Here is a 25,858-nt window from a genome sequence, read left to right as displayed (position 1 = left end):
CGCGGGTCTAGATGCGAGAGCCGGGGAAGGAGAGCGCCGCTCGGGCGGTCCGGCGGCAGGCGCGGCATGGAGGCGCCCGCGATACTGGCAGGGAGGACGCAGAGCCATGAAGCCCCTCGATCTCATCACCATCGGCCGCTCGTCCGTCGATCTCTACGGCGTCCAGGTCGGCGGCCGGCTCGAGGACATGGGCTCCTTCAACAAATATATCGGCGGTTCGCCGACCAACATCGCCGCCGGCACGGCGAGGCTCGGCCTGAAATCGGCGCTGATCACCCGCGTCGGCGACGAGCATATGGGCCGATTCATCCGCGAGCAGCTCCAACGCGAGGGCGTCGATACGCGCGGCGTCGTGACCGATCCAGAGCGGCTGACGGCGCTCGTGCTGCTCGGCATCCGCGACCGGGAACGGTTTCCGCTGATCTTCTATCGCGAGAATTGCGCCGACATGGCGCTCTGCGAGGACGACATCGACCCGGCCTTCATCGCCGAGGCGGCTTGCGTCTGCGCCACCGGCACGCATCTGTCGCATCCGCTCACGGAAGCCGCCGTCTTGAAAGCGCTGCGGCTCGCCCGCGAGAACGGCGCGCGGACGGCGCTCGACATCGACTACCGCCCAAATCTGTGGGGTCTCGCCGGTCATGGTGCGGGCGAAAGCCGCTTCATCGAATCCGAGCGGGTCACCGCCAGGCTGCAGGCGAGTCTTCATTTCTTCGATCTGATCGTCGGCACCGAGGAGGAGTTTCACGTCGCCGGCGGCTCGACCGATACCATCGAAGCTTTGCGCGCCGTGCGTTCCCTTACCGGTGCGGTGCTGGTCTGCAAGCGCGGGCCGATGGGCGCGGCCACCTTCACCGGCGCCATACCGGATACGCTCGACGAGGGCGAGGCCGGCGAGGGCTTTCCGATCGAGGTGTTCAACGTGCTGGGCGCCGGCGACGGCTTCATGTCGGGCCTGCTGAAGGGCTGGCTCACCGGCGAGAACTGGCCGACCGCGCTCAAATTCGCGAATGCCTGCGGCGCCTTCGCGGTCTCCCGCCATGGCTGCACGCCAGCCTATCCGTCGCTTGCCGAGCTCGAATATTTCCTGCGCACCGGCATCCGCGAGCCCGCGCTGCGCAACGACGCCGCACTCGAGCAGGTGCACTGGGCGACCAACCGCTCCGGCGACTGGCCGCAGATGCGGGTCTTCGCCTTCGACCATCGCCTGCAGATGGAGGAGATGGCGGACGCCGCCGGCGTGCCGCGCGAGCGGATCGGCGCGTTCAAGCTGCTCTGCTTCGCGGCGGCGCAAAGGGTCGCCGACGGGCGCCACGGCTACGGCGTCCTCTGCGACGGCAGGCTCGGCACCGACGCGCTCCACCGCGCCGCCGGCAGCGGCCTGTGGATCGGCCGGCCGGTCGAGTGGCCCGGCTCGCGTCCGCTGATGCTGGAGCCCGAGATCGGTCCCGACTATGGCGGCCTCGTCGAATGGCCGCTCGAGCATGTCGTCAAGGTGCTCTGCCTCTATCATCCCGACGACGACGCCGGGACGAAGGCCCGGCAGGAGGACGTGCTGCGGCGGCTCTTCGCCGCCGCCCGGCGCAACCGGCTGGAGATGCTGCTCGAGATCATCCCGTCCAAGGTCGGCCCTTGTGACGACCGGACGGCGGCCGGGATCATCGACCGCGTCTACGAGATCGGCGTTTATCCCGACTGGTGGAAGCTGGAGCCGATGCGGTCGCCGGCCGCCTGGCAAGCGGCCTGCGCGGCGATCGAGCGCAATGATCCGCATACGCGCGGCGTGGTCGTGCTCGGCCTGGAGGCTTCCGCGGAGACGTTGGAGGAATGCTTCTCGGTCGCCGGCCGCTTCGACCTCGTCAAAGGCTTCGCGGTCGGACGCACCATCTTCGCCGATGCTGCGCGGCGCTGGCTGGCGGGCGAGATCGGCGACGAGGAGGTGGTGAGCGACATGGCAAGCAGATACGAGGCGCTGTGTAGGGTTTGGGACCGTGCGCGGCGGAGGGCATGATGGGATTGCGGCGTTCGATTCCAGTGCGGACATTACCTCCACCCCTAACCCCTCCCCACAAGGGGGAGGGGGTCGTCGACGTCGCAGAATCCCCCTCCCCCTTGTGGGGAGGGGTTAGGGGTGGGGGTTATTTCCTCAAACGCCAAGATCACCGCCATCTCGGGAGGACGGCATGAAGACGATCAGGCTGACGGCCGCGCAGGCGGCGATCCGCTATCTCGCCGCGCAGCTCAACGAGGAAGGCGAGACCTTCCTTGCCGGTATGTGGGCGATCTTCGGCCACGGCAATGTCGCCGGTCTCGGCGAGGCGCTCCATGCCGAGCGCGAGCGGTTCCCGACCTATCGCGGCCACAACGAGCAGTCGATGGCGCATGCGGCGATCGCCTATGCCAAGCAACTCGGTCGCCGGCGCGCCATGGCGGTGACCTCCTCGATCGGCCCCGGCGCGACGAACATGGTCACTGCCGCAGCTCTCGCCCATGTGAACCGGCTGCCGGTTCTGTTCATGCCCGGCGACGTCTTCGCCAATCGCGGCCCCGATCCGGTGTTGCAGCAGGTCGAGGATTTCGGCGACGGAACGGTCAGCGCCAATGACTGCTTCCGCCCCGTCTCGCGCTATTTCGATCGGATCAGCCGGCCCGAGCATCTACTGACCGCGCTGCCGCGCGCCTTCCGCGTCATGACCGATCCGGCCGAGTGCGGCCCCGTCACCCTCGCCTTCTGCCAGGACGTGCAGGCGCAAGCCCATGACTGGCCGGAAAGCTTCTTCGAGAAGAAGACCTGGCGAATGCGCCGCGTCCAGCCCGACCCGGTCGAGGTCGAGCAGGCGGCGAAGATCATCGCGGCCGCGAAGCTGCCGGTCATCGTCGCCGGCGGCGGCGTGCATTATTCCGACGCCTGCGAGGCGTTCCGGTTCTTCGTGGAGGCGCATGGGGTTCCGGTGGTCGAAACCCAGGCAGGCAAATCGGCGCTGCCATGGGACCACCCGCTCAATCTCGGCCCGGTCGGCGTGACCGGGGCCGCCAGCGCCAATGCGCGCTGCGCCGAGGCCGACGTGGTCATCGGCGTCGGCACCCGGTTCCAGGATTTCAGCACCGGGTCCTGGTCGCTGTTCTCGCGGCCGGACCGCAAGCTCATCAGCCTGAATGTCAACGCCTATGACGCGGCGAAGCACGGCGCGATCTCCGTCTGCGCGGATGCCTGCGTGGGATTGGAGGCGCTGTGGCGCGCGCTGGGCGACAGGCGGTTCGAGCCGCCGGACCCCAGGCTGAAGGCCGACTGGTTCGCTGCCGCCGACGCAGTTACCTCCGCGCCCGCCGCCGACGACAACGCGCTGCCGACCGACATGCAGGTCATCGGCGCGGTCCAGCGCGCGGCGCGCGAGGACACGGTGGTGATGTGCGCGGCCGGCACCATGCCGGGCGAGCTGCACAAATTGTGGAAGGCCGGCCGGCCGCGCTCCTACCACATGGAATACGGCTATTCCTGCATGGGCTACGAAATTGCGGGCGGCATCGGCGTGAAGATGGCCGAGCCCGACCGCGACGTGGTCGTCATGGTCGGCGACGGCTCCTACATGATGATGAATTCCGAGCTTGCCACCGCGGCGATGATGGGCATCAAGATCACCGTCGTCGTCACAGACAATCGCGGATTCGGCTGCATCAACCGGCTGCAGATGTCGACCGGTGGGGCGGAGTTCAACAATCTCCTCGACCATGCCCGCCACGTGAATCCGTCACGCATCGACTTCGTCGCGCATGCAGCCTCCATGGGCGCGCACGCGGAGAAGGCGGGTTCGATCGCCGAGCTGGAAGACGCGCTCACCCGCGCGCGAAGCGCCTCCGGCCCGTTCGTCGTCGTCATCGACACCGACCCCTATCCATCGACCGAGGCGGGCGGCTGGTGGTGGGACGTGGCCGTGCCCGAAACCTCCGAACGCGAGGAGGTGAGGGCGGCGCGCGCGAAATATGAAAGCGCGCTCAAGACGAGATCCTGAGCGCAGGCACGATCCATCGAGGGTGAAGAATGATCCGCTACGGCACCAATCCCATTGCCTGGTCGAACGACGACGACCGCACGATCGGCGCGCATATTTCGCTGGAGACGTGCCTGTCCGAAGCCGCCGCGATCGGCTTCGACGGCATCGAGAAGGGCCACAAGATGCCTTCCGACGGCGCGGAGCTGAGGAATCTGCTCGCCGCCCACGGTCTGGTCTTCATCTCGGGCTGGCACTCGCTCAACCTGCTGGTCAACGACATCGAAACCGAGAAGCGGGCGATCCAGCCGCATCTCGACATGTTGAAAGCCAATGATTGCAAGGTTTGTATCGTCTGCGAAACGTCCAATGCCGTTCACGGCAACGATCGCATCGCGCTGCGCGACCGGCCGGTCCTGGAGGAAAACCGCTGGCCTGAATTCTGCGCCGGCGTCGAGGCGATCGCTCGGTATTGCGCGGACCAGGGCGTCGAGCTGGTCTACCATCATCACATGGGAACCATCGTCGAGAACCGCGAGGAGATCGGTCGGCTGATGGCCGGCACCGGACCCGCCACCAGGCTGCTGCTCGATACCGGCCACGCCTGGTTCGGCGGTTCCGATCCCCTGGAATTGGCGCGCGCCTATGCGGACCGGATCGGCCATTTTCATGCCAAGAACGTCCGTCCCGCTATCCGCAGCCAAGTGGAGGAGGAAGGGCTCTCCTTTCTCGAAGGCGCGCGCCGCGGCGTCTTCACCGTGCCTGGCGATCCCGAAGGCGCAGTCGATTTCGCTCCGGTGCTCGCGATACTCGCCGAACATGGCTATGACCGCTGGCTGGTGATCGAGGCGGAACAGGACCCGCTCAAGGCCGATCCGGTGAGGTACCAGTCGATGGGGCTGAAGGCATTGAGGGAGGCCGCGCGGGAGGTTGGGTTGGACGGGTAGCATCCGGCGGTGCGGAACGTCTGCTGGCAGGATTGAACCTGGCGCAGTGCACCTCCACCGCCTTCGGCGGGTCTCCCGACGGCGCAGCCTGGATCCTTCCCCGTTTACGGGGGAGGGGTGCCATGCGAAGCATGGTGGAGAGGGCCGATTTGGTTGCCTCCTGATGAGGAGATGCCGACAGGCGGAGGGAGATATGATGCAGCCACGATACGAGCCGAACCATGCAACTGCTTGACGCCAGCCATCCTTTCTTCCGCCCGCTCTGGCGCAGGGTCGCCGTGGTCGTCGTCTGCCTCGGTTGGGGCCTGTTCGAATTCGCCTCCGGCGCGCCGCTCTGGGGAACGCTCTTCGTCGGCGCCGGGCTCTACAGCGCCTGGGCGCTGCTGATCGCCTTCAAGCCGGAACCGGACGTCGAGGAACGCGACCGGCCGGAATAACGGCCACAGGGAGGAAGCCATGGCCGATCTACTCGTCAGGCCCAAAGGCACCGCGGGCAAGGTGCACGACATCACGCCGCGCGCCGCCAATTGGAGCTATGTCGGCTTCGGCCTCTACCGTCTCGCCGCCGGCGAGACGGTGACGGAGGAGACCGGCGACCGGGAGGTGATCCTCGTGCTGGTCGAGGGCAGGGCGGAGATTTCCTGCGAAGGCAGGACATTCGGTGAGCTCGGCGAACGCATGGACGTGTTCGAGCGGCTGCCGCCGCATGCCGTCTATATCCCCAATGGCGCGGGCTGGACCGCCAAGGCGACGACGCCGTGCACCCTCGCCGTCTGCTCGGCGCCGGGCAAGGGCGGCCACGAGGCGCAGGTGATCGGTCCGGCCGGCATCGGATTGGAGGAGCGCGGCAAGGGCGCCAACACGCGCTTCATCCACAACATCGCCATGGAGAACCGCGACGTCGCCGACAGCCTTCTGGTGACGGAGGTCTATACGCCGCAGGGCAACTGGTCGTCCTACCCGCCGCATCGCCACGACGAGGACGATTTTCCCGACATGACCTATCTCGAGGAAACCTATTATCACCGGCTGAATCCGCCGCAGGGCTTCGGTTTCCAGCGGGTGTTCACCGAGGACGGCGCGCTCGACGAGACGATGGCGGTCGCCGACCACGACGTGGTGCTGGTCCCGCGCGGCCATCATCCTTGCGGCGCGCCCTATGGCTATGAGATGTATTACCTCAACGTGATGGCCGGGCCGCTGCGCAAGTGGCGCTTCAAGAACCATCCCGACCACGATTGGATCTTTCAGCGCGACAGCGGGCAGGGGTGACGATGAAATTCTCCGCGACCTTCCACGACCTCAAGGGCAAGTCCGTGTTCATTTCGGGCGGCGGCTCGGGCATCGGCGAATATCTGACGGAGGGCTTCGTCGCGCAGGGCGCGAAGGTCGCCTTCGTCCAGCGCTCCGACGCGACCGCGCTCTGCGACCGACTGGAGAAAACCTACGGCGCGCGGCCGCTCTTCATCAGATGCGACGTCACCGACATACCGGCGCTGAAGGAGGCGATCGCGCAATCGGCCGAAGCGCATGGCGATGTCGGCGTGCTCGTCAACAACGCCGCCTGGGACAACCGCCACACGCTGGACGAACTCACCGTCGGCGAGTGGGATCACATGATGAACGTCAACATCCGCCACCATTTCTTCGCCATTCAGGCCGTGGCGCCGGGCATGCGCGCTGCCGGCGGCGGATCGATCGTCAACTACTCGTCGATCTCCTACATGATGGGCAATGACGGCTATCCCGCCTATGTCGCGGCGAAGTCGGGCATCAACGGCCTGACGCGGGGGCTCGCACGCGAGCTCGGGCCGGACAACATCCGCGTCAATGCGCTGATGCCGGGTTGGGTCATCACGGAGCGGCAGAAGGAGCTCTGGGTCACGGACGAAGGCTTGAAGAGCCATATCGGGCGGCAGGCGCTGAAGCTCGAAATTCCGCCGGAAGCGATGGTCGAGCCGACGCTCTTTCTCGCTTCGTCCGCTTCCACCGTCATCACCGGCCAGGCCCTGGTGGTCGACGCCGGCGTGGTGGTGACGGGCTGAGAAGAGGGAGCTTGTCTCAAACCCGCATCAGCCCCGCTCGTCGGAGATCACCTTGCCGTCGTTCGGGAGCGAGCCCAGGGGCACGATCTCGACGGTTCCCTTCAGCTTGGTGACCTCGGCGAGCCTGGCCGCGGCCGCATCCCTCGTCGCGGGGTCGTCATGCTCCACATGAAGCGTCATGACGTCCTGCTCGCCCTCGCGGCTCACCACGAGCCGAAGCCTGCCGGCGCCGGGAAGCCCGCGCGCGATCGTCGCCATCTGCTCCGGCCGCACGAACATGCCCTTGACCTTCGTCGCCTGGTCGGCGCGGCCCATCCATCCCTTGATGCGGATATTGGTGCGGTCGCCGCCGGCGGGTACCGACATCAGGCATGAGAGGTCGCCGGTGGCGAAGCGGAACAGCGGGTAGTCCCGGTTGAGCCGCGTCACGACGATCTCGCCGACCTCGCCGTCGGGCACGGCCTCTCCGGTTCCCGGCCGCACGATCTCCAGGATGATGCCCTCGTTGACGATGAGACCGTCGGCGTCGCCCTCATAGGCGATGATGCCGAGATCCGCCGTGCCGTAGCACTGGCGCACGCTTATGCCGCGCTGTTCAAGCTCGGCCTTGAGCGAGGCGGGCAGGGCGGCGCCCGAGACGAGCGCGCGGCGGATCGAGCCAGCGTCGACGCCGGCCTGATCGGCCTTGTCGAGCAATATCTTGAGGAAGTCCGGCGTGCCGATATAGGCGACGGGGCGGAACTGCTCGATGGCGAGGAGTTGGTCGGTCGTGTTGCCCGGTCCCGACGGGATGACCGCGCAGCCGATCGCGTGCGCGCCGCTCTCGAACATCGCGCCCGCAGGGGTGAGGTGGTAGGAGAAGGTGTTGAGCGCTATGTCGCCCGCCCTCAGGCCGGCGGCGTGGAGTGCGCGGGCAGCCCCCCACCAATCGTCGCCATGGCCCTCGGGATCGAAGATCGGCCCCGGCGAGACGAAGAGCCGTGCGAGCTTGCCGGCCGGCGTCGCATTGAGCCCTCCGAAGGGCGGTTTGGAGCGCTGCAACCGCGAGAGATCCGACTTGCGCAATATCGGCAGGCGCTGCAGCGCCGCGCGCGAATCGACCGGCGCGTCGCCGATATCCGCAAGCCGCTCCGCCCAGAAGGGCTGGTTCTTCCTCGCCAGCGCCAGGGCCTCGCCCAACGCGGAAAACAGGCTCGCCTCCCGCGCCCGTGGATCGGCTTTTTCAAGCGCGTCGTATGTCTCGCCCATCGCGGGTGGTCTCCTTCCGGCCCGGTCGCTCAGGCCAGCCAGCGCTTGCGCCGGCGGTAATGCTTGACTTCGTGGTAGTTCACCTTGCCGCCACCGCCGAGATAGAATTCCTGAACGTCGGGGTTCTGCTTGAGCACGTCGGCGGTGCCGCTCATCACGATGTGGCCGTTCTCGACGAGATAGGCCGTGCGTACGATCTCCAGCGCGGCGGCGGCGTTCTGCTCGACCAGAAGCACGCTCACGCCTTCCTGGCTGTTGATCTCGCGGATGATGGCGAAGATCTCCTGCACCAATATCGGCGACAGGCCGAGGCTCGGCTCGTCGAGCATGATCAGCCGCGGCTCGGTCATCAGTGCCCGGCCGATGGCGAGCATCTGCTGCTCGCCGCCCGAGAGATAGCCGGCCTTGCTGCGGGCGCGCTCCTTCAGCCGGGGGAAATAGGTGTAGACCCGCTCGCGCAGCTCGTTGAGGCGCGCGGTGGCGCCGCCGCTCCGGAAGGCGGCGACGAGGTTCTCGTCGGGCGTGAGATGTCCGAAGATGCGGCGGCCTTCGAGCACGTGGACGAGGCCGGAGGCGACGCGCTCGGGCGCGCCGAGCGGCAGCAGGTCCCTGCCGCCGAAGGTCACCTCCCCGCGGGTGACGGCGCCGCGTTCCGGACCGAGCAGGCCGCTGATCGTCTTCAGCGTGGTGCTCTTGCCGGCGCCGTTGGCTCCGAGGAGGGCGACCATGTCGCCCTCCTCGACTTCCAGCGACACGCCCTTGATCGCGAGGAACACCTTGTCGTAGACGACTTCCACATTCGAAAGGGCGAGCTTCGGCATGATCAGTTGCCCTGCTTGAACGCCGCCGCGCCCTGCTGGATTTCCTTCGTCACGATATCCTGGTAGGCCGCGCCCCATTCGGAAACCGGCTCCCATGCCTCGCCGTTCCACTGCGAGACACGTCCCGCTCCGCCGCCCTGGTGGTCCTGCGCGGTGATGGTGACCGGCGGCATCAGGCCCTCGGCGTCGAAGTTGGTAACCTTCTCGAAGCCGGCCTTGAGCTTGGCGCCGGTCAGCGGCGCGCCTTCGGCCTCGAGACCCAGCCGCGCGGCCTCCACCGCGACCGCCATGGTGGCGACGCCGATATTGTAGTAGCTGGTGCCGACATTCTTGGCGTCGCCGGCGCCCAGCCCCTTGTCGACCACCTTCTCCTTGATGCGCTGCAGGATCGGGCTGTCGGTGCCGGTCGAGACCGCCTCGAAGCGCTTGACGCCCTTCATCGTGTCGCTGCCGACATTGGCCACGTCGGTCTCGGCGAGCCAGACGACGGAAAGGATGTTCTCGGCCGGGATGCCGTTGCGGATCGCCTCGCGCACGGAGACCGGCTGGCCGCCGCCCGCGCCCCAGATCAGCACATGGTCGGGACGGTAGCGGCGGACTTCCGTCCAGGTTGCCGACTGCTCGTTGCCGGGGCTCGGATAGGCGAAGGCCTGGAACTCGAACTTCTTCTCCGCGGCGAGGTCCTGCAGGACCGGGATCGGCTCGCGGCCGAAGGGCGAATCGATGTGGACGAGCGCGATCTTCTTGCCTTCGAGCCCGCCATTGTCCTCGATGTATTTCGCCAGAACCGTGGCCTGAGACCAGTAGGTCGCCATCATCGGGAACACGTAGGGGAAGGTCTCGCCGTCGCTGGCGTCGCCGCGGCCGTGGACCGGCGTGATCATCACCACCGCATCCTGGAGCACGCTGTCGACGAGCGCGCGCGAGACCGGGGTGGAAAGGAAATCGAACAGGATCGCGCCTTCCTCTTTGGCGCGGTTGTAGGCCTCGATGCCGCGCTGGGGCTGGTTGCCCGTGTCGCGCACGATCGCCTCGAACTTGTGCCCGTCTATGCCCCCTTCCTCATTGATCAGGGTGAGATAGTCGCGCTGGCCCTGATTGTACTCGCCGGTGACGAAGGTGTAGACGGCGGTGAAGTCCTGCAGCAGGCCGAACTTGATCGGCTGCTCCTGGGCCGTCGCCGCGCCGGTGGCCGCCATCCCCGCGATCAGCGCGGTGGCGAGTACGCTTCTCCTGATCCATTTCATGACATTTCCTCCACTTGGTTGCCCTTGTCTGTCTGGTGAGACTCGACCTCAGCTCCTGGAATGCCTGAACGGCCAGACCAGGAAATATTTGCGGATGTTGTCGTAGATCTTCGCGAGCCCGAGCGGCTCGAACAGCAGGAAGCCGATGATGAGCGCGCCGTAGATCATCAGCGGCACGTGCGCGAGCAGGTTCGACGAGACGGTGAACCAGCCCGCGGCCGCCATGCCGGCGACCAGATTGGTGAGGATGATCGGCACCAACAGCACGAAGCCCGCGCCGAGGAAGCCGCCGATCACGCTGCCGAGCCCGCCGACCAGCACCATCGCCACGAGCTGGATCGATACGTTGAAGCTGAACTGCTCCGGCGTTACGGCCCGGTAGTAGCAGAAGGCGAGGACGGCGCCGGTCACGCCGCCCATGAAGGACGAGGTGAAGAAGGCCATCAGCTTGTAGCGGAACGGGTCGACGCCGATGACGGCGGCCGCGAAATCCTTGTCGCGGATGGCGACCAGCGCGCGCCCGAAGCTGGTCCGCTTCACGTTGAGGAAAAAGATCGCGACGAGCGCCACCCAGCCGAGCGCGAGATAGTAGCGCGCCGACAGTGTGTCTAGCGGAATGAAGAGGAAGGAGACGGACGGCGTGCGCAGCGTCGCCTGCGCGCCGCCGGAGATGGCCGGCACGTTGATGATCACCCAGTCGACCAGATACTGCATGGCGAGCGTCGCCATCACCAGATAGAGCCCTTTCACGCGCAGTGCGGCCGCGCCGAAGAGCGAGCCGATGACGGCGGCGGTCAGTCCGGCGCCGATCAGCGCCAGCTCGAAGGGCACTCCGAAGCGTGCCAGGTGGATAGAGCTGTAGGCGCCGATCGCCATCACCGCCGCGAAGCCGAAATGGAGCTGGCCGGCAAGGCCCATCAGCAGCGTCAGCGACAGCGCCGCCGCGCTCCAGATCAGCCAGGGCAGGAGATAGCTGCCGAGATAGAGGCTCGACAGAAAGAAGGGGGCGGCCAGCGCCAGCAGCGCGACGATCGCGACCTGCCAGCGGTCGGCCGGCACCGGCCAGAGCGCGCGGGCGGTTTCGTAGCGCGTATGGTGGACACCGGCGAGGCGATAGAACATGCGTCAGATCCTCTCGATGTCTTCGCGGCCGAATATGCCGTAAGGCCGGATCATGATGGTCAGGAGGATGATGAGCGAGGTGACGACGTCGCGGGTGCCGCCGCCCACCACGGCGTCGAGATAACCGGGGATGACCGAGCCGAGAATGCCGACGAGCAGGCCGCCGATCAGCACGCCCCAGATGGAATCGATGCCGCCCAGGATCACCACCGCGACGGCCGGGAAAAGCAGCGTCGAGAGCGTCCAGTCGACGCCCTGGACCGAACCCCACAGCACGCCGGCGGCGACCGCCGAGATGCCGGCGAGCCCCCAGGAGATGCCGATCGCCTTTTCGACTGAGATGCCGACGGCCCAGCTCGACACATGGTCGTCGGAGACGGCGCGCAGCTTGGTTCCGAGCCTGGTGCGGAAGAACAGCAGCGCCGCCGCGATCATCACGACCGCCACCACCCCGCCGACCAGATAGGCGCGGTTGATGAAGACGTCGCCGATGATGATCGGGGCAAGGCCGATGCCGAGATCGAGCGATTTGGGCGCGGCGCCGAGGAAACCCGGCCCGATGCCGCGCAGCAGGATTTCGAGGCCGAGCGTCAACATGACGATCATGATCACCGGCTGGCCGACCATGCGGCGAAGCAGGAAGCGTTCCGTCAGCAGGCCGAGCGCGAACATGATGGCGGCGCCGAGGATGACGGCGAGGAACAGCGACAGGCCGAGGGAGAAGAGCAGCCATACCACGTAGCCGGCTATCATGACGACGGCGCCCTGCGCCAGGTTTGGCACGCCGGCCGATTTGTAGATCAGCACGAAGCCGAGGGCTGCTAGGCTGTACATCAGCCCGGTCAGCGCGCCGTTGACGACGAGTTCGGCGAAATACGCCATTGCTTCAGCCCCTCCCGCCCGTGGCCGGTTCCAGTGTCCGGATGCTCAATTTGCGCGCGATCACGCCGGTCTGTCCGGTCTCGTAGGTGATCTGCGCCTCGAAATCGATTTCCTCGTCGCCGGCATAGACGGCCTCGATGATCTTCGCGTAGCGCTGGTCGATCACGTCGCGCCGCAGCTTCCTCGTGCGCGTCACCTCGCCGTCGTCCGGATCGAACTCCTTGTGGAGATTGACGAAGCGGCTGATCGAAAGACCCGCCGGCAGCATGGCGTTTAGCTTGCCGACGATGCCCTGGACGAGGTCGTAGATCGCCGGGCTCTGCGACAGCTCGGCATAGGAGGTGTAGGAAACGCCGTTCTCCTGCGCCCACTGCCCGGCCGCATGGAGGTCGATGCAGACGATTGCCGAGAGGAAGTCGCGGCCCGCTCCGACGATGCAGACATCCTTGACGAACTGGCTGAATTTCAGCCGGTTTTCGAGATAGGTCGGGATGTAGCGCGTACCGTCACGGGTGTGCACTACCTCCGAGACGCGACCGAGCACGACGAGCTGGCCGTCCTCGTCGAATTGGCCGGCGTCGCCCGTATGCAGCCATCCGCCCCGCAGCGACTTCGCGCTCGCCGCGTCGTCCTCGAAATAGCCGTCGAAGACGTTGTCGCCGCGAACGAGAATCTCGCCGCTGTCGTCGATCCTGACCTCGACGCCGGGGAAGGGGCGCCCGACTGTGGTGAGGCTGATGTCCTCCGGCGCCTGGGCGACGGCCAAAGCGCAGTTTTCCGTCTGCCCGTAAAACTGGCGCAGGTTGAGGCCGAGCGCGCGGAAGAACAGGAACACGTCCTCGCCGATCGCCTCGCCGGCCGTATAGGGCCGCTCGACGCGCGAAAGGCCGAGCTGGTCCTTGATCGGCCCGTAGACGAGCAGCTCGCCGAGCCCGTGACGCAGCCGGTCGAGAAGCCCCGGCTTGCGGCCGTCGAGCCGTGCCCGTTCGAGGTCGAGCGCGAAGGGCATGAAGCGGTCGTAGAGCCAGCGCTTGAAGGGGGTCGATTCGGCGATGCCGACCTGGATGCGCGTCAGCATCGCCGACCACGCGCGCGGCGAGGAGAAATAGAGCGTCGGCGCGATCTCGCGCAGATCGTGCAGCGCCGTCTCCTGCGCCTCGGGAATGTTGACGGTGAAACGCAGCTCAAGCGCCGCGGCGACCGAGAAGATGAAGTCGCCCACCCAGGCAATGGGCAGGTAGGCCATGTGGACTTCGCCCTGCTGGAAATAGCCGGCCGCGGCGGCGTTGCGGACGCCCGACAGCATGTGGCCGTGTTTCAGCGGGATGCCCTTCGGCACGCCGGTCGTGCCCGAGGAGTGCAGGAGGATCGCCACGTCGTGCACGCTCGGTCGCGCAAGCAGCGCTTCGCGCAGGCCCGGCTCGCGCTGCAAGCGTTCACGGCCGCTGGCCAGCAGGCTCGTGAAGGCGACGACGCCTTCCGGCTCCTTGCCGGCAAGGCCGCGCGGGTCGTCATAGATGATGAGGCGCGGCTCGCCATGGCTTTCGCGCGCGCCCAGAAGCTTGTCGACCTGCTCCTGGTCCTCGGCGATCGCCACCCGGATACCCTCGCGCTTGAGCTGCCCGACGATCTCCTCCGGCGGCGTGTCCGGATAGGCGGGCGAGGGGATGGCGCGCAGGCAGATCGCGCCGAGCATCGAGAAATAGAGGTTCGGCCGGTTGTCGCCGATCACCAGCACGAGGTCCTCGGGGCCGACGCCCTTCTCCTCCAGACCCGCCGCGAAGGAGACGACGGTGTCGAGATACTCCGCCCAGCTATATTCCTGCCAGATGCCGTGGTCGCGCTCGCGCATGGCGACTTCGGTTGGGCGCTCCCTGGCGTTGCGCGCCAGCAGCGCGAGCAGATGGTCGTCCCGTTTCCAGCCGGGGTGCAGGCGGGCGGCGTCGGCGGCCTTCGTCTCCTCAAGCTGCATCGCGCGTCTTTCCTATATAGGCCTCGACCACCTGCGGATCGGAGATCGCCTGGCGCGCCGGGCCCTCGGCGATCGCCGAACCGTTGTTGAGCACCAGCACGCGCTCGCAGATGGCGGTGACGACGTCCATGTGGTGCTCGATGATCAGCACCGTCAGCCCCAGCGCGTCCTGCGCGTCGAGGATGAAGCGGACCATGTATTCCTTCTCTTCCTGGTTCATGCCGGCCATCGGCTCGTCGAGCACCAGCATGCGCGGCTCGGCGCTCAGTGCGCGGGCGAGCTCGACGCGCTTCTGCAGGCCGAGCGGAATGACGTCGACATGCTCGTCGCGCACGCTTTCGAGCTGCAGGAGGTCGATCACCTCCTCCACCTTGCGGCGATGCGCGATCTCTTCCTTCTGCGCCCACCACCAGTAGAACAGCGAGGCGAGCGGGTTGGGGCGCATGAAGATGTGGCGGCCCATCAATATGTTGTCGAGTACGCTCATGCCGCGGAAGAGCGCGACGTTCTGGAAGGTACGCGCGATGCCGCCTTCGGCGATGCGATAGGGCTTCAGCCCGTTGATCTGCTTGCCCTCGAACAGGATCTTGCCCTGCTGCGGCGGATAGAAGCCGGTGATGGCGTTGACGAGCGTTGTCTTGCCGGAGCCGTTCGGCCCGACGAGGCCGAAGATCTCGCCCTTGCCGATCGTCACGGAGACGTTCTTCAGCGCGTGAACGCCCTGGAACCAGCGACTGACGTTTTCGCAGACGAGAACGGGCTCGTGCGCGGGTCTGATGCGCCCTTCCATCATGCCGTCAGACGCCCCGGCTCGATCTTCGGCGAGACAGGCCGGGTGACGCTGAATGGATGGCGGATTCGCAGTGAGATTTGTTTCCGCGCCACGCGTGCTCCTCCCAAAGCTTGCATGAATGACCCGAATTCGATCAGGCTGACAAGACGCTAGCAGGACATAGACTTTCTGGTAATATGGAAAGTATCGTAAACTTTGTTCGAAAAATTTGAATGCACCCGAACCTGGTCGATCACCTGTCCGCTTTCATCCTGGTTGCCGACAGGGGCAGCTTCTCCGCCGCCGCGCGCGAGCTTGGGCGGGCCGTTTCCTCGGTGAGCTATTCGCTTGCGCAGCTCGAAGCCCATTGCGGCTTCCCGCTGCTCGAGCGCGGCGCCCGTCGCGCCGAACTCACCGAAAGGGGCCGCGCGCTCTATGCCGAGGCGAGAGCTGTGGTGGAGCGGGCGCGGCGGTTCTCCTCGCATGCCTCGACGCTGGAGAAGGGCGAGGAGACGCGCATCCGCATCGCGGTCGACGTCCTCTTTCCGATCGCCGCCCTGCACGAGGCGCTGAAGGAATTCACGCGCGAGCACGAGCGGGCGCGGCTGCAATTCTTCACCAGCTCGCTCAACACCTTGTGGGACGATTTGCGCGACGGGCACGTCGATTTCGCCCTCGCCCTGCTCGCCGCCCTTCCGATCGGCATGGAAGGGCGATCGTTCCGGCAGGTCAGCCTCAGCCCGGCGGTGGCCTCGTCCCACCGCTTCGCCCGCCAGCCGGGACCGCTTACGATGTCGGATTTCGAGGGCGAGCGGCAGATCTACTATGTCGGCTCTCATGCCGTGGACATGGAGCGCAGCGGCCGCACCTTCAGTTCCGACGTATGGACCGCCAACGACCTGGAGCATATCCGGCTGATGATCCGCCACGGCTTCGGCTGGTGCTTCGCCACCGAATTCTTCTTCGAGGAGGAACTGCGCGCCGGCACGGTCCGCCTGTTGCGCAGCATCGACGCGCAGCTTCATCCGACCCGCTCGCTGGGCGCCGTATGGCCGGTGGACCGCCAGCCGGGCCCGCTGGGGCGCAAGCTGATCGACCTGATAGCGGAAACCGCGACTCCGGAGGGGATTTTGAAGAGCGCCTAGCTCGCCCAATCCCCCCACAAATTGCCATCGCGCAAGAAAAAACCCCGCCGGATCGCTCCGGCGGGGTCTTTGCGAGGGGAAGCGCGCCGGGAAGGCGCGCAACCCGATCAGTCTTCCTTGTTGGCCTTCTTGAGCGCGGCGCCGAGAATGTCGCCGAGCGAAGCGCCCGAGTCGGTCGAGCCGTACTGCGCGACGGCTTCCTTCTCTTCCGCGATTTCCAGCGCCTTGATCGAGACCTGCAGCTTGCGGGTCTTCTTGTCGAAGGCGATGACGCGGGCGTCGACCTTCTGGCCGGTCGCGAAACGCTCGGGGCGCTGCTCGTCGCGGTCGCGCGAGAGGTCCGAACGCTTGATGAAGGTATCGATGTCGTGGTCGACGAGGCGAACCTCGATGCCGCCATCCTTGATGCCGGTGACCTCGGCCGTGACGACCGCGCCCTTGCGCAGCTCGCCCGAAGCAGCGGCCTCGCCGACGGAATCACGCGAAAGCTGCTTGATGCCGAGCGAGATGCGCTCCTTCTCGATGTCGACGTCGAGAACCTGAGCCTTCACCACGTCGCCGCGGTTGTACTCCTCGATGACCTGCTCGCCCGGACGGCTCCAGTCGAGGTCGGAAAGGTGGACCATGCCGTCCACGTCGCCTTCGAGGCCGATGAACAGGCCGAATTCGGTCTTGTTCTTGACCTCGCCCTCCACGACCGAACCGGTCGGGTGGTTGCGGGCGAACACTTCCCACGGATTCTCGAGCGTCTGCTTGAGGCCAAGGGAGATGCGGCGCTTGGCCGGATCGACCTCGAGAACGACGACCTCGACTTCCTGCGTGGTCGACAGGATCTTGCCGGGATGGACGTTCTTCTTGGTCCAGGACATCTCGGAGACGTGGATGAGGCCTTCGATGCCCGGCTCCAGCTCGACGAACGCGCCGTAGTCGGTGATGTTCGTGACCGTGCCCTTGATCTTCTTGCCGATCGGGAACTTGGTGCCGATGTCCTGCCACGGATCGCTCTCGAGCTGCTTCATGCCGAGCGAGATGCGGTGGGTTTCCTGGTTGATGCGGATGATCTGCACCTTGACCGTCTGACCGATGTTGAGGATCTCGGTCGGATGGTTGACGCGGCGCCATGCCATGTCGGTGACGTGCAGCAGGCCGTCGATGCCACCGAGGTCGACGAACGCACCGTAGTCGGTGATGTTCTTGACCACGCCCTCGACCACCTGGCCCTCTTCGAGGTTCTGGACGATCTCGGAGCGCTGCTCGGCGCGGCTCTCCTCGAGAACCGTGCGGCGCGACACGACGATGTTGCCGCGGCGGCGATCCATCTTGAGGATCTCGAAGGGCTGCGGATTGTGCATCAGCGGGGTGACGTCGCGGATCGGACGGATGTCGACCTGCGAACGCGGCAGGAAGGCGACGGCGCCGTCGAGATCGACCGTGAAGCCGCCCTTGACCTGGTTGAAGATGACGCCTTCGACGCGCTCACCCTTGTTGAACTTCTCTTCGAGCTTGACCCAGCTCTCTTCGCGGCGAGCCTTCTCGCGCGACAGCATGGCCTCGCCCAGCGCGTTCTCGATGCGCTCGACATAGACCTCGACCTCGTCGCCCGGCTTGAGCTGGCCGTCCTTGGCCTTGGCGCCGAATTCCTTCAGCGGCACGCGGCCCTCGACCTTCAGGCCGACGTCGATGATGGCCATGTCTTTTTCGATGGCCGTGATGATGCCCTTGACGACCGAACCTTCGGCGGAGTGGCTTTCGGAAAAGGACTCGTCGAGAAGGGCGGCGAAATCGTCGCGGGAGGGATTTGCGTTGGACATGTGTGCTCCTGGGTGCCCGTGTCCTTCAGGAAAGACGGGCTGCGCCGTGGGTTAGCGTTGCGTATGACCCGCCGACATCTCGATCCCTTCCGGGATCGATTGGCCGCATAAGCGGCATTTCCGGCGCACAGGGACGCCGGCGGACCGGTTTCGACCAAAAAGAGATAAGCGGCGCATCGGCCTTCCGCAAGGGAAGCTGGCGCCGCTTGTCGTCTCAGGTCTTGTTTTTCGCTGCGAAAGCCTCGTCTATCAGCTTTTTCGACGCGAGAAACGCGGTCTCTATATCCATTTGCGACGTATCAAGCAAGTGCGCGTCGGCCGCCGGCTTCAGCGGCGAGTCCGCGCGGCCCATGTCGCGCGCGTCGCGCCGTTCTATGTCGGCGAGGATTTCGGCATATTCCGCCTCGCCGCCGCCCGCGAGGATTTCGCGGAAGCGCCGCTCCGCCCGCACCCGCGCGGCTGCCGTCACGTATAGCTTCACGTCCGCATCCGGGCAGACCACCGTGCCGATGTCGCGCCCGTCGAGCACGGCTCCGGGCAGGGTGTTGGCGAATTCGCGCTGCTTTTCGACGAGCGCGCGGCGCACCCCCGGCATCACGGCGATCTTCGAGGCCGCCTCGCCCACCTCATGGGTGGAAAGGGTGGCGCGGTCGAGCCCGGAAAGGTCGAGCTGACGCGCCGCCGTCTCCGCCGCCGATGCGTTTTCCAGCGGCAGCCCGTGCCGCAGCAGGACGTGCGCGACCGCGCGATAGCTGAGCCCGGTGTCGAGATGCGTCAGGCCGTAGGCGGCCGCCAGCCTGCGCGCGAGCGTGCCCTTGCCGGAGGCGGCGGGACCGTCGATGGCGATGACGAAGGGTCTTTTCATCACACCGACCGCGTGATGCCGCCGTCGACGCGGATGTTCTGGCCGGTCACGTAGCTCGACTTGTCGGAGGCGAGGAAGAGGATCAGTTCGGAGACCTCCTCGGCGCGGCCGTAGCGCCCCATCGGGATGCGCTGGCGGCGATCCTCCTTTTCGGGCAGGGAATCGATGAAGCCCGGCAGCACGTTGTTCATGCGGATGTTGTCGGCGGCGTAGCGGTCGACGAAGAGCTTGGTGAAGGCCGCGAGGCCGGAGCGGAACACGCCCGATGTCGGGAACGCCGCTTCCGGCTCGAAGGTGGCATAGGTGGAGATGTTGACGATCGAGCCGGATTTCTGCGCCTGCATGGCGGGCGTGACGAGGCGCGCCATGCGCACGACGTTGAGAAGGTAGAATTCCATCCCGAGATGCCAGTCCTCGTCGGAGATGTCGAGGATGTCGCCCTTCGGCCCGTGGCCCGCGCCGTTGACCACCGCATCGATGCGCCCGAAGCGCTCGAGCGTCAGGTCGCGGAAGCGGGTGAGGTCGTCGACCGAGAGGTTGGAGCCTGTGAAACCGAGGCCGCCCAGCTCCCGCGCCAGCGCCTCGCCCTTGCCGGAGGAGGAGAGGATGGCGACGGAAAAGCCGTCGGCGGCAAGCCTGCGCGCGGCGTCGGCGCCCATGCCGCTGCCGCCGGCGACGATCATCGCGACTTTTCCTTGGGTCATCCGCTATCTCCTTTTGTGCGTCCTTCGAGGCTCGCTACGCTCGCTCCTCAGGATGAGGGAGGTAGTGCGTTTCCAAATGCCAGATTCTAAGGCCTTACCATACGGGTGACAGGCGAACGTCTCAAAACTTGGCATCGCAAACAATGACCTTCCTCATCCTGAGGAGCGATCCTGAGCTTGTCGAAGGGGAGCCTCGAAGGACACACGTAAATCATGTCCTGCTTCAACCGGAGACACGATGAAAAGGCAAGGGTCTGTTGTCCAGCCTAGGCCGAGCCGGATCGTTTCAGCCAGTCCTTGTATTCCGACTCGCCTTTATTTTTGAAGTGGTTGGATTAAGTGAATTTGCAGCTTCGCTTGCTAGCGTCTGCACAAGTGGAAATCTCGGGCATGATTCTTCCACCTCTTCTCGCTTTAACCCTGATATCCAAAGTGGCGGCTCCCCTGGATTAGGCACCAGCTTGTCGGCCCTGAATGAAAAGACAATCTCCTCACTGGGTTCCTTCGTGCTCAGCCACCAGTTGTATAGTTCGACAGCGGCATCAAGGATGACCTCGGCGGGATAGGTATGGGGACTGGGCGAGCGCCGTGGCCTTTGTGAGTCGAAGAACGCTGGTAAGGCAATGGACTGCAGGGCAGATCCATCAAGCGTTATTACAGTTTCGCTAAGAAGATTTCCATTTTCATCAAGGGTCCGCTGGGTATCTTTGTCATTTTCGAAAGTGATGCGCGATCCATTTGGCGGAGAAACGGTATTCTTCTCTATGCTAGGTGACGCATATTCCGAAATTATCTTGCTGCCGCTACGGTTTGTCACCGTACGAGACGCGATGGAACCATCTGGATGAAAGTGGTCGACATAGGATGACCAGGGCTGTTCGCCTGTTCTATCGCGCACGGTACGTTGCGCGGGAAGATCGGCTCGAACAGAGTTGGCCGAGTTCCCGTCGGTGCTCGTCCATTGCCGCCTTCCGGAGATCCAGCCGGAACGCGTGGTTGATTGGGATTGAAGTTGGCCTTCCCCAGCAGCATCAGCTTGAATTTCAAGGCGGCGAACCGAAACTGCAGTTCGGGTCTCTGCGGGAAGTTGGAAGAATTGAAGTTCGACATTGAAGCACCCTTTCTTGGACGCTTCAATTCTGAAGGATGATATTCCTACGTGGATAAATGAAATGCTTCTGGTGAGGTGCGTCTCAGCCAGTCTCTTGCGGGTCAGAACCGGTCAGACAGAGATCCGCGCCCCCAGCCCCGTCATCAGGTCCATGAACTCCGGAAAACTCGTGGCGATCATGGCGCGGTCGTCCACCGTCACCGGCTTTTCCGAGGCTAGCCCCATGACCAGGAAGCTCATCGCGATGCGGTGGTCGAGATGGGTCGCGACCGTGCCGCCGCCGAGACCCTTGCCGCCTGGCCTGCCGCGCACGGAAAGCGAGGCCTCGCCCTCGCTGCAGTCGACCCCGTTGGCTTCAAGCCCGCGCGCGACCGCGGCCAGCCGGTCGCTCTCCTTCACGCGCAATTCGTCGAGCCCTTCCATGAGCGTCTCGCCTTCGGCGAAGGAGGCCGCCACCGCCAGCACCGGATATTCGTCGATCATCGACGGCGCGCGCTCCGGCGGCACCACCACCCCGCGCAGCTCCGAACCGCGCACCCTGAGGTCGGCGACGTCCTCGCCGCCCGCCTTACGCTCGTTCAGAAGCTCGATCGAGGCGCCCATTTCCAGGAGCGTGGTGATGAGGCCGGTCCGGGTCGGATTCATCAGCACGTTCCGGATGGTGACGTCCGAGCCGGGCACGATCAGCGCGGCCACCAGCGGAAACGCCGCCGAGGAGGGATCACCCGGCACGGCGATCGTCTGGCCGGTCAGCTTGCCCTCGCCTTCGATGCGGATATGGCGCACGCCATCGCCGTCGGTCTCCACCTCGATGTTCGCGCCGAAGCCCTTGAGCATCTTCTCGGTGTGGTCGCGCGTCATCACCGGCTCGATCACGGTTGTGATGCCCGGCGTGTTGAGGCCGGCGAGCAGCACGGCCGATTTCACCTGCGCCGAGGCCATGGGCACCCGGTAGGAGATCGGCGCGGCGCGCTTCGGCCCGCGCAGGGTGAGCGGCATCCGGTCGCCGGACGCGGCTTCGACCACCTGGACGCCCATCTCGCGCAGCGGATCGAGCACGCGGCCCATCGGGCGCTTGGAAAGCGAGGCGTCGCCGACGAAGGTGGTCGTCATGTCGTAGGTGCCGACGAGGCCCATGGTCAGGCGCGCGCCGGTGCCGGCATTGCCGAAGTCGAGCGGGCCCTGCGGCTCGAGCAGCGCGCCGTTGCCGGCGCCCTGGATGATCCACTCGTCGCCGGATTTGGCGATCTGCGCACCCATGGCCTTCATCGCGTCGCCGGTGCGCATCACGTCCTCGCCTTCGAGAAGCCCGGTGATGCGGGTCTCGCCGGAGGCAAGTCCGCCGAACATGAACGAACGGTGCGAGATCGACTTGTCGCCGGGAACCCTGACCTGCCCGGAAAGCGCCTCCGATTTCGATGCCGTGGCGGGAAGGGGGGTGGAAGCGTGGCTCATGGAAAGGTCCTTGCAGGCGCAAGCCGGGCAATGGCTTGAAAGTGGCGGATCGTCGCGGGCTCTCCTATCACGGTGGCGCGTCGTGGTCATCCCCTCGTGCGAATGCCGAAAGATGTCGGGAAAATGGCGATTTGGCGCAGGTTCGCGCATTGACAAGAAGCCTGTTGACATAGGCTTTGACAGCACGCCAACTTGTGTTTAAGGGGACCGGACTTTTTTTCACGAGGACAGGGCTATCGCCCCTTGCAATGTCCCTGCGGATACCGCCGGAACAGGTGGTTCCCGACTGTATGGATGATGAGGCAGCACCGTGGCTAAACCCGATATCGGCACCAAACGCATATGCCCGGAAACGGGCCGCAAATTCTACGACCTGAACAAGGACCCGATCGTGTCGCCCTACACGGGCGTCAGCTATCCGCGGTCCTATTTCGAAAGTGGCAATTCGCGGATCGAGGAAGAAGAGGAACTCGAGGACAAGGAACTCGACGCCGAGGAAGGCGCGGAGGTCGTATCGCTCGAGGAGGCCGACGAGGAAGCGAAGGGCGGCGACGATCTGCCGGGTCTGGAAGACGACGATGACGACGACGTCGATCTCGGCGACGACGACGATACTTTCCTTGCCGATGACGAGGAAGACGAGGACGACGTCTCCGGCATCATCAGCGTCGACGACGACGACGAGGAGCATTGAGCCGGAAAGGCCTGCTTTTGCGCGGTTGGTCGGGGGACGTGCAAAAGTAGTTCTCGTGAGGGCTTGATCTTCGCGAGCGGCGGCGCTAGAAGCCGCCTCGATATCGGCGCGAACGACACAGTGGCGCGCCGGTCTCAGCCGGAAACGGAAATGCCCGCAAGGGCTGGAATGGGGCCATAGCTCAGCTGGGAGAGCGCCTGCATGGCATGCAGGAGGTCAGCGGTTCGATCCCGCTTGGCTCCACCAAATTCCCCTAGTCTCCTCCCTGTCTGCTCCTGCGCTTCCAGAGCGTCGTTCTCGATATTCCGAGTCGTTTGGCCGCCTCGCCGATGCGTCCGCCCGACAGAGCGAGGGCCTTCTCGATTCGCTCGCGTTCGGCGCGTTCCCTGGCATCGGCCAGCGTTTCGGCCCGGGGCGCATCGAGCACGGCCTCCGGAAAGATGTCGCCTGCCGTCAGGCTCCTTCCGCTGGCAAGCACGCTGGCGCGCTCCAGCCTGTTGCGCAGCTCCCTGATATTGCCCGGCCAGTCATGGCCGAGAAGCGCCTCGCGCGCGTCCGCGGCGAGTGCGCGCGGCGGCGCGCCGCGCCGCGCCGCTATGTCGCCGAGGAGCTTGACCGCGATCGGCAGGATCTCGTCCCTGCGCTCGCGAAGCGGCGGAATGGCGATCTCTATCACCGACAGCCGGTAGTAGAGGTCGTCGCGAAATCTCTGTCCGGCCCGCATCCGCTCGAGGTCGGCATTGGTCGCCGCGACGATTCTGCCCTTGAAGCTCTTGTCGCCGCGCGCACCGACCGGCCGGAACCGGCCGTCCTGCAACACCCTGAGAAGCGCGGTCTGCAGCCGCGTGTCGAGCTCGCCGATCTCGTCGAGGAAAAGCGTGCCTTCGCCCGCCTCCTCGAAGAAGCCGATATGGGCCTGCGCGGCTCCGGTGAAGGCCCCGCGCTCGTGGCCGAAGAACTGGCTTTCGAGCAGGTCCTTCGGGGTCGCCCCGCAATTGACCGCGACGAAGGGGCGGGAAGCGCGCTGCGAGACATCGTGCAGGTAGCGCGCTGCGACCTCCTTGCCAGTTCCCGTCTCGCCGGTGAGCAGCACCGGCAGGTCGGTGTCGGCGACGCGGCGCAACTGCTCGGCGATCGCTTCGGTCGCGGGCGATAGGGCGAAGCCCTCCGGCACGCCTTCTTCCGGTGAGGCCGTCCTGGTTGCGATGCGGGCGCGGATGCGCTCCACCAGCTCGTCCACGTCGTAGGGCTTGGTCAGGTAATCGTCGGCGCCCGCCTTGACCAGCCGAACGGCCTGATCGATCTCGCCGAAGGCGGTCGCGAACATGATCGGCGTGTCGCCGAGATAGGGCTGCGCCCCGCGGTAGAGCTCTTCGCCGGAGCCGTCGGGAAGCACGATGTCCGACAGCACGAAATCCGGCCGCCGGCGTTTCAGCGCGGCGATCGCCTCCGCGCAGCTCCGCGCCCAGGTGACTTCGAAGCCCTCGAGCTTCAGCCGCTGGGTGATCGCGCCGCCGAGGATGGCATCGTCTTCCACGATCAGCAGATGGGCCGTCCGCTCGCTCATGATTGGTTTCCTACCTTCTGCAAGGGAAAGCGCAAGGTGATGCTGGTGCCGAGACCCTTGCGCGATTCGATCGCCACGCGGCCCTGCAATCGCTCGACCAGGCGGATGACGACCGAAACCCCCAGCCCGGCGGGGTTCTCCACCATCTCGCCCGATTCCATGGCATGCGCCAGCTTCGGATCGAGCCCGGCGCCCTCGTCCCGCACGTTGACGACCAGTTCGCCCTTTTCGGTGCTTGCGGCAAGGCGCACCCTGCTGCCGGGCGAGGAGGCGCGAACCGCGTTGAGCAGCAGGTTCAGGAGCACCTGCCGGACCTCCAGGGCGGCGACGGGGATTTCGTCGGCGATGTCGGTGTCGAGCTCCACCGAGACGTCGCGCGAGCGGCCGTCTGCCTCGACCAACAGCCGGAGATCATCGAAATCCTTGCGCGAGAGCGGCCGCCATTCGGGCCGCGCGCGATGGCTTTCCAGCGTGGCGTTCACCACCTCCTCGAGCGTCTGCACGCCGCGCTCGAGGAAGCCGACCGCTTCCGCGCGCGTGTCCGGTCGGTCGCCGAACCGTTTCAGCGTGCTCACGGCCGTTCGCATGCCGCCGAGGGGATTGCGCACCTCGTGCGCGATCGTCGCGGTGAGCCGTCCGAGCACGGCCTCGCGCTCCTGGCCGGCGAGGTGGGAGAGAAGCGCTTCACGCTCGTGGGCGGCGTGCGCCATGGCGTTGAAGGCGTGGAACATCCTCTCGGTCTGGCGGTCGCCGGCCGGTATCGCCTTCTCGTCTATGGGGCGCAGCATGCCGAGCGCGGCTTCGTAGAGATGGGTCGCGATGGTGGTGACCGGCGCCTGGATGCGCCTGACCATGAAGAAACCGATGACGGCGCAAACGCTGCTGAAGAGGAGATCGAACAGCAGCAGCAGCCAGCGCAGCATTCCCCGTCCGTCCTCGAAGGACGACATGTCGAGATTGGCCGCGACGGTCCCCAGGCTCCCGTTTTCGTCGGCGAGTTCGCGCCATATCCAGACATCGCCGCCCTCGGTCCGGAGCATGCCGTTGGCGGTCTGTTCGACCTCCACGGGCATCGCCGCCTGGGTCTCGATCCCTTGCCGGCTTATGTCCGCGACCGTGTCGCCCGCCGCGTCGAGAAACGCCAGCCGGCGGTCGACGACGCCCTGATGAAACGCCAGCGCCTGTTGCAGCGTCTGGCGGATTCCGGCTTCGTCGCTTTCGCTCACATGCGGCAGCAGTGCCGCCGAAAGCCCGTCGAGATAGACTTGCCCGAGCGTCTCGACCTGGCGGTCCGCCTGCCGTCCCATGAAGGAGATGGCGATCTGCGTGGAGGCCACCGCCGCGATGAAGATCATCGCCGCCGCCGCCAGCGGCAGCCGCACCGTCACCGGAACCCTGGGCAAGACCTGCAAGATGGCGCTCTCCGACTGTCGTTTCGGCGGAGAGTCGCAGCCCTTCGGT

Annotated in this window: 22 protein-coding genes and 1 tRNA gene; 9 read left to right on the top strand and 14 right to left on the bottom strand. The window is 65.8% G+C overall.

Features of this window, described 5'->3' with window-relative positions; all coding sequences use genetic code 11:
• Positions 1 to 106: 106 nt before the first annotated feature.
• The 6 genes from iolC (at position 107) to XW59_RS00850 (ending at position 6,981) form a co-directional block, all read left to right on the top strand.
• Positions 107 to 2,011, top strand: a complete 1,905-nt coding sequence (gene iolC, locus XW59_RS00875) for a 5-dehydro-2-deoxygluconokinase (protein WP_047147064.1) — start codon at positions 107 to 109, stop codon at positions 2,009 to 2,011.
• Positions 2,012 to 2,183: 172 nt separating this feature from the next.
• Positions 2,184 to 4,010: a 3D-(3,5/4)-trihydroxycyclohexane-1,2-dione acylhydrolase (decyclizing) gene (gene iolD / locus XW59_RS00870; protein ID WP_047147065.1), complete on the top strand. Its 1,827-nt coding sequence runs from the start codon at positions 2,184 to 2,186 to the stop codon at positions 4,008 to 4,010.
• A 29-nt stretch (positions 4,011 to 4,039) separates the two neighbouring features.
• Positions 4,040 to 4,936 carry a myo-inosose-2 dehydratase gene (iolE, locus tag XW59_RS00865; RefSeq protein WP_047147066.1) on the top strand — a complete coding sequence of 299 codons (897 nt, stop codon included), beginning with the start codon at positions 4,040 to 4,042 and terminating at the stop codon, positions 4,934 to 4,936.
• Positions 4,937 to 5,157: 221 nt separating this feature from the next.
• On the top strand, positions 5,158 to 5,373 hold the full coding sequence (locus tag XW59_RS00860) for a hypothetical protein (RefSeq protein WP_047147067.1): 216 nt from the start codon (positions 5,158 to 5,160) through the stop codon (positions 5,371 to 5,373).
• 19 nt (positions 5,374 to 5,392) lie between these two features.
• Positions 5,393 to 6,208, top strand: coding sequence for a 5-deoxy-glucuronate isomerase (iolB, locus tag XW59_RS00855; protein ID WP_047147068.1), 816 nt, complete (start codon positions 5,393 to 5,395; stop codon positions 6,206 to 6,208).
• Positions 6,209 to 6,210: 2 nt separating this feature from the next.
• A complete protein-coding gene (locus XW59_RS00850; protein WP_047147069.1) occupies positions 6,211 to 6,981 on the top strand; it encodes an SDR family oxidoreductase in 771 nt (256 codons plus the stop codon).
• Positions 6,982 to 7,008: 27 nt separating this feature from the next.
• Here the strand turns inward: XW59_RS00850 and XW59_RS00845 are convergent, their stop codons facing one another.
• Genes XW59_RS00845 through XW59_RS00815 form a run of 7 tightly spaced genes read right to left on the bottom strand, consistent with a single transcriptional unit; the run spans position 7,009 to position 15,066 of the window.
• Positions 7,009 to 8,229 (bottom strand): AMP-binding protein, encoded by a 1,221-nt coding sequence (locus tag XW59_RS00845; protein WP_047147070.1) that lies wholly within the window; start codon positions 8,227 to 8,229, stop codon positions 7,009 to 7,011.
• 29 nt (positions 8,230 to 8,258) lie between these two features.
• Complete coding sequence (locus XW59_RS00840) at positions 8,259 to 9,050, bottom strand: ABC transporter ATP-binding protein (protein WP_047147071.1); 792 nt, start codon at positions 9,048 to 9,050, stop codon at positions 8,259 to 8,261.
• 2 nt (positions 9,051 to 9,052) lie between these two features.
• Positions 9,053 to 10,297 carry an ABC transporter substrate-binding protein gene (locus XW59_RS00835; RefSeq protein ID WP_047147072.1) on the bottom strand — a complete coding sequence of 415 codons (1,245 nt, stop codon included), beginning with the start codon at positions 10,295 to 10,297 and terminating at the stop codon, positions 9,053 to 9,055.
• Positions 10,298 to 10,345: 48 nt separating this feature from the next.
• Positions 10,346 to 11,419: a branched-chain amino acid ABC transporter permease gene (locus tag XW59_RS00830; RefSeq protein WP_047147073.1), complete on the bottom strand. Its 1,074-nt coding sequence runs from the start codon at positions 11,417 to 11,419 to the stop codon at positions 10,346 to 10,348.
• Between the two features lie 3 nt (positions 11,420 to 11,422).
• Complete coding sequence (locus tag XW59_RS00825) at positions 11,423 to 12,301, bottom strand: branched-chain amino acid ABC transporter permease (protein WP_047147074.1); 879 nt, start codon at positions 12,299 to 12,301, stop codon at positions 11,423 to 11,425.
• Positions 12,302 to 12,305: 4 nt separating this feature from the next.
• On the bottom strand, positions 12,306 to 14,273 hold the full coding sequence (locus XW59_RS00820) for an AMP-binding protein (protein ID WP_047147075.1): 1,968 nt from the start codon (positions 14,271 to 14,273) through the stop codon (positions 12,306 to 12,308).
• Entirely contained in the window at positions 14,263 to 15,066 is an 804-nt protein-coding gene (locus XW59_RS00815) for an ABC transporter ATP-binding protein (RefSeq protein ID WP_246665969.1), read from the bottom strand. The genes XW59_RS00820 and XW59_RS00815 overlap by 11 nt, the downstream gene beginning before the upstream one ends.
• A gap of 212 nt (positions 15,067 to 15,278) precedes the next feature.
• On the opposite strand from XW59_RS00815, the gene XW59_RS00810 reads away from it, so the two are divergent.
• Positions 15,279 to 16,190, top strand: coding sequence for a LysR family transcriptional regulator (locus XW59_RS00810; RefSeq protein WP_137326954.1), 912 nt, complete (start codon positions 15,279 to 15,281; stop codon positions 16,188 to 16,190).
• A gap of 107 nt (positions 16,191 to 16,297) precedes the next feature.
• Here the strand turns inward: XW59_RS00810 and rpsA are convergent, their stop codons facing one another.
• The 5 genes from rpsA to aroA form a co-directional block, all read right to left on the bottom strand.
• On the bottom strand, positions 16,298 to 18,001 hold the full coding sequence (rpsA, locus tag XW59_RS00805; protein WP_047147077.1) for a 30S ribosomal protein S1: 1,704 nt from the start codon (positions 17,999 to 18,001) through the stop codon (positions 16,298 to 16,300).
• Between the two features lie 214 nt (positions 18,002 to 18,215).
• Positions 18,216 to 18,866 carry a (d)CMP kinase gene (cmk, locus tag XW59_RS00800; RefSeq protein ID WP_047147078.1) on the bottom strand — a complete coding sequence of 217 codons (651 nt, stop codon included), beginning with the start codon at positions 18,864 to 18,866 and terminating at the stop codon, positions 18,216 to 18,218.
• Positions 18,866 to 19,570: an SDR family oxidoreductase gene (locus tag XW59_RS00795; protein ID WP_047147079.1), complete on the bottom strand. Its 705-nt coding sequence runs from the start codon at positions 19,568 to 19,570 to the stop codon at positions 18,866 to 18,868. The genes cmk and XW59_RS00795 overlap by 1 nt, the downstream gene beginning before the upstream one ends.
• Before the next feature lie 813 nt (positions 19,571 to 20,383).
• Complete coding sequence (locus XW59_RS00790) at positions 20,384 to 20,680, bottom strand: hypothetical protein (RefSeq protein WP_136068347.1); 297 nt, start codon at positions 20,678 to 20,680, stop codon at positions 20,384 to 20,386.
• Positions 20,681 to 20,792: 112 nt separating this feature from the next.
• A complete protein-coding gene (gene aroA, locus XW59_RS00785; protein ID WP_047147080.1) occupies positions 20,793 to 22,136 on the bottom strand; it encodes a 3-phosphoshikimate 1-carboxyvinyltransferase in 1,344 nt (447 codons plus the stop codon).
• A gap of 310 nt (positions 22,137 to 22,446) precedes the next feature.
• On the opposite strand from aroA, the gene XW59_RS00780 reads away from it, so the two are divergent.
• Together XW59_RS00780 and XW59_RS00775 are read left to right on the top strand one after the other, a co-directional pair.
• Positions 22,447 to 22,830: a TIGR02300 family protein gene (locus XW59_RS00780; protein ID WP_047147081.1), complete on the top strand. Its 384-nt coding sequence runs from the start codon at positions 22,447 to 22,449 to the stop codon at positions 22,828 to 22,830.
• A 170-nt stretch (positions 22,831 to 23,000) separates the two neighbouring features.
• A tRNA-Ala gene (locus tag XW59_RS00775) sits at positions 23,001 to 23,076 on the top strand.
• 7 nt (positions 23,077 to 23,083) lie between these two features.
• Here the strand turns inward: XW59_RS00775 and XW59_RS00770 are convergent.
• Both XW59_RS00770 and XW59_RS00765 read right to left on the bottom strand, forming a co-directional pair.
• Positions 23,084 to 24,397, bottom strand: coding sequence for a sigma-54 dependent transcriptional regulator (locus XW59_RS00770; RefSeq protein WP_047147082.1), 1,314 nt, complete (start codon positions 24,395 to 24,397; stop codon positions 23,084 to 23,086).
• Positions 24,394 to 25,809 carry a HAMP domain-containing sensor histidine kinase gene (locus tag XW59_RS00765; protein WP_052958264.1) on the bottom strand — a complete coding sequence of 472 codons (1,416 nt, stop codon included), beginning with the start codon at positions 25,807 to 25,809 and terminating at the stop codon, positions 24,394 to 24,396. The genes XW59_RS00770 and XW59_RS00765 overlap by 4 nt, the downstream gene beginning before the upstream one ends.
• Positions 25,810 to 25,858: the final 49 nt, after the last annotated feature.

The sequence above is a fragment of the Aquamicrobium sp. LC103 genome, assembly GCF_001014615.2.
Classification (GTDB): Bacteria; Pseudomonadota; Alphaproteobacteria; order Rhizobiales; family Rhizobiaceae; genus LBCQ02.
This window is presented reverse-complemented; position numbering and strand designations above follow the sequence as displayed.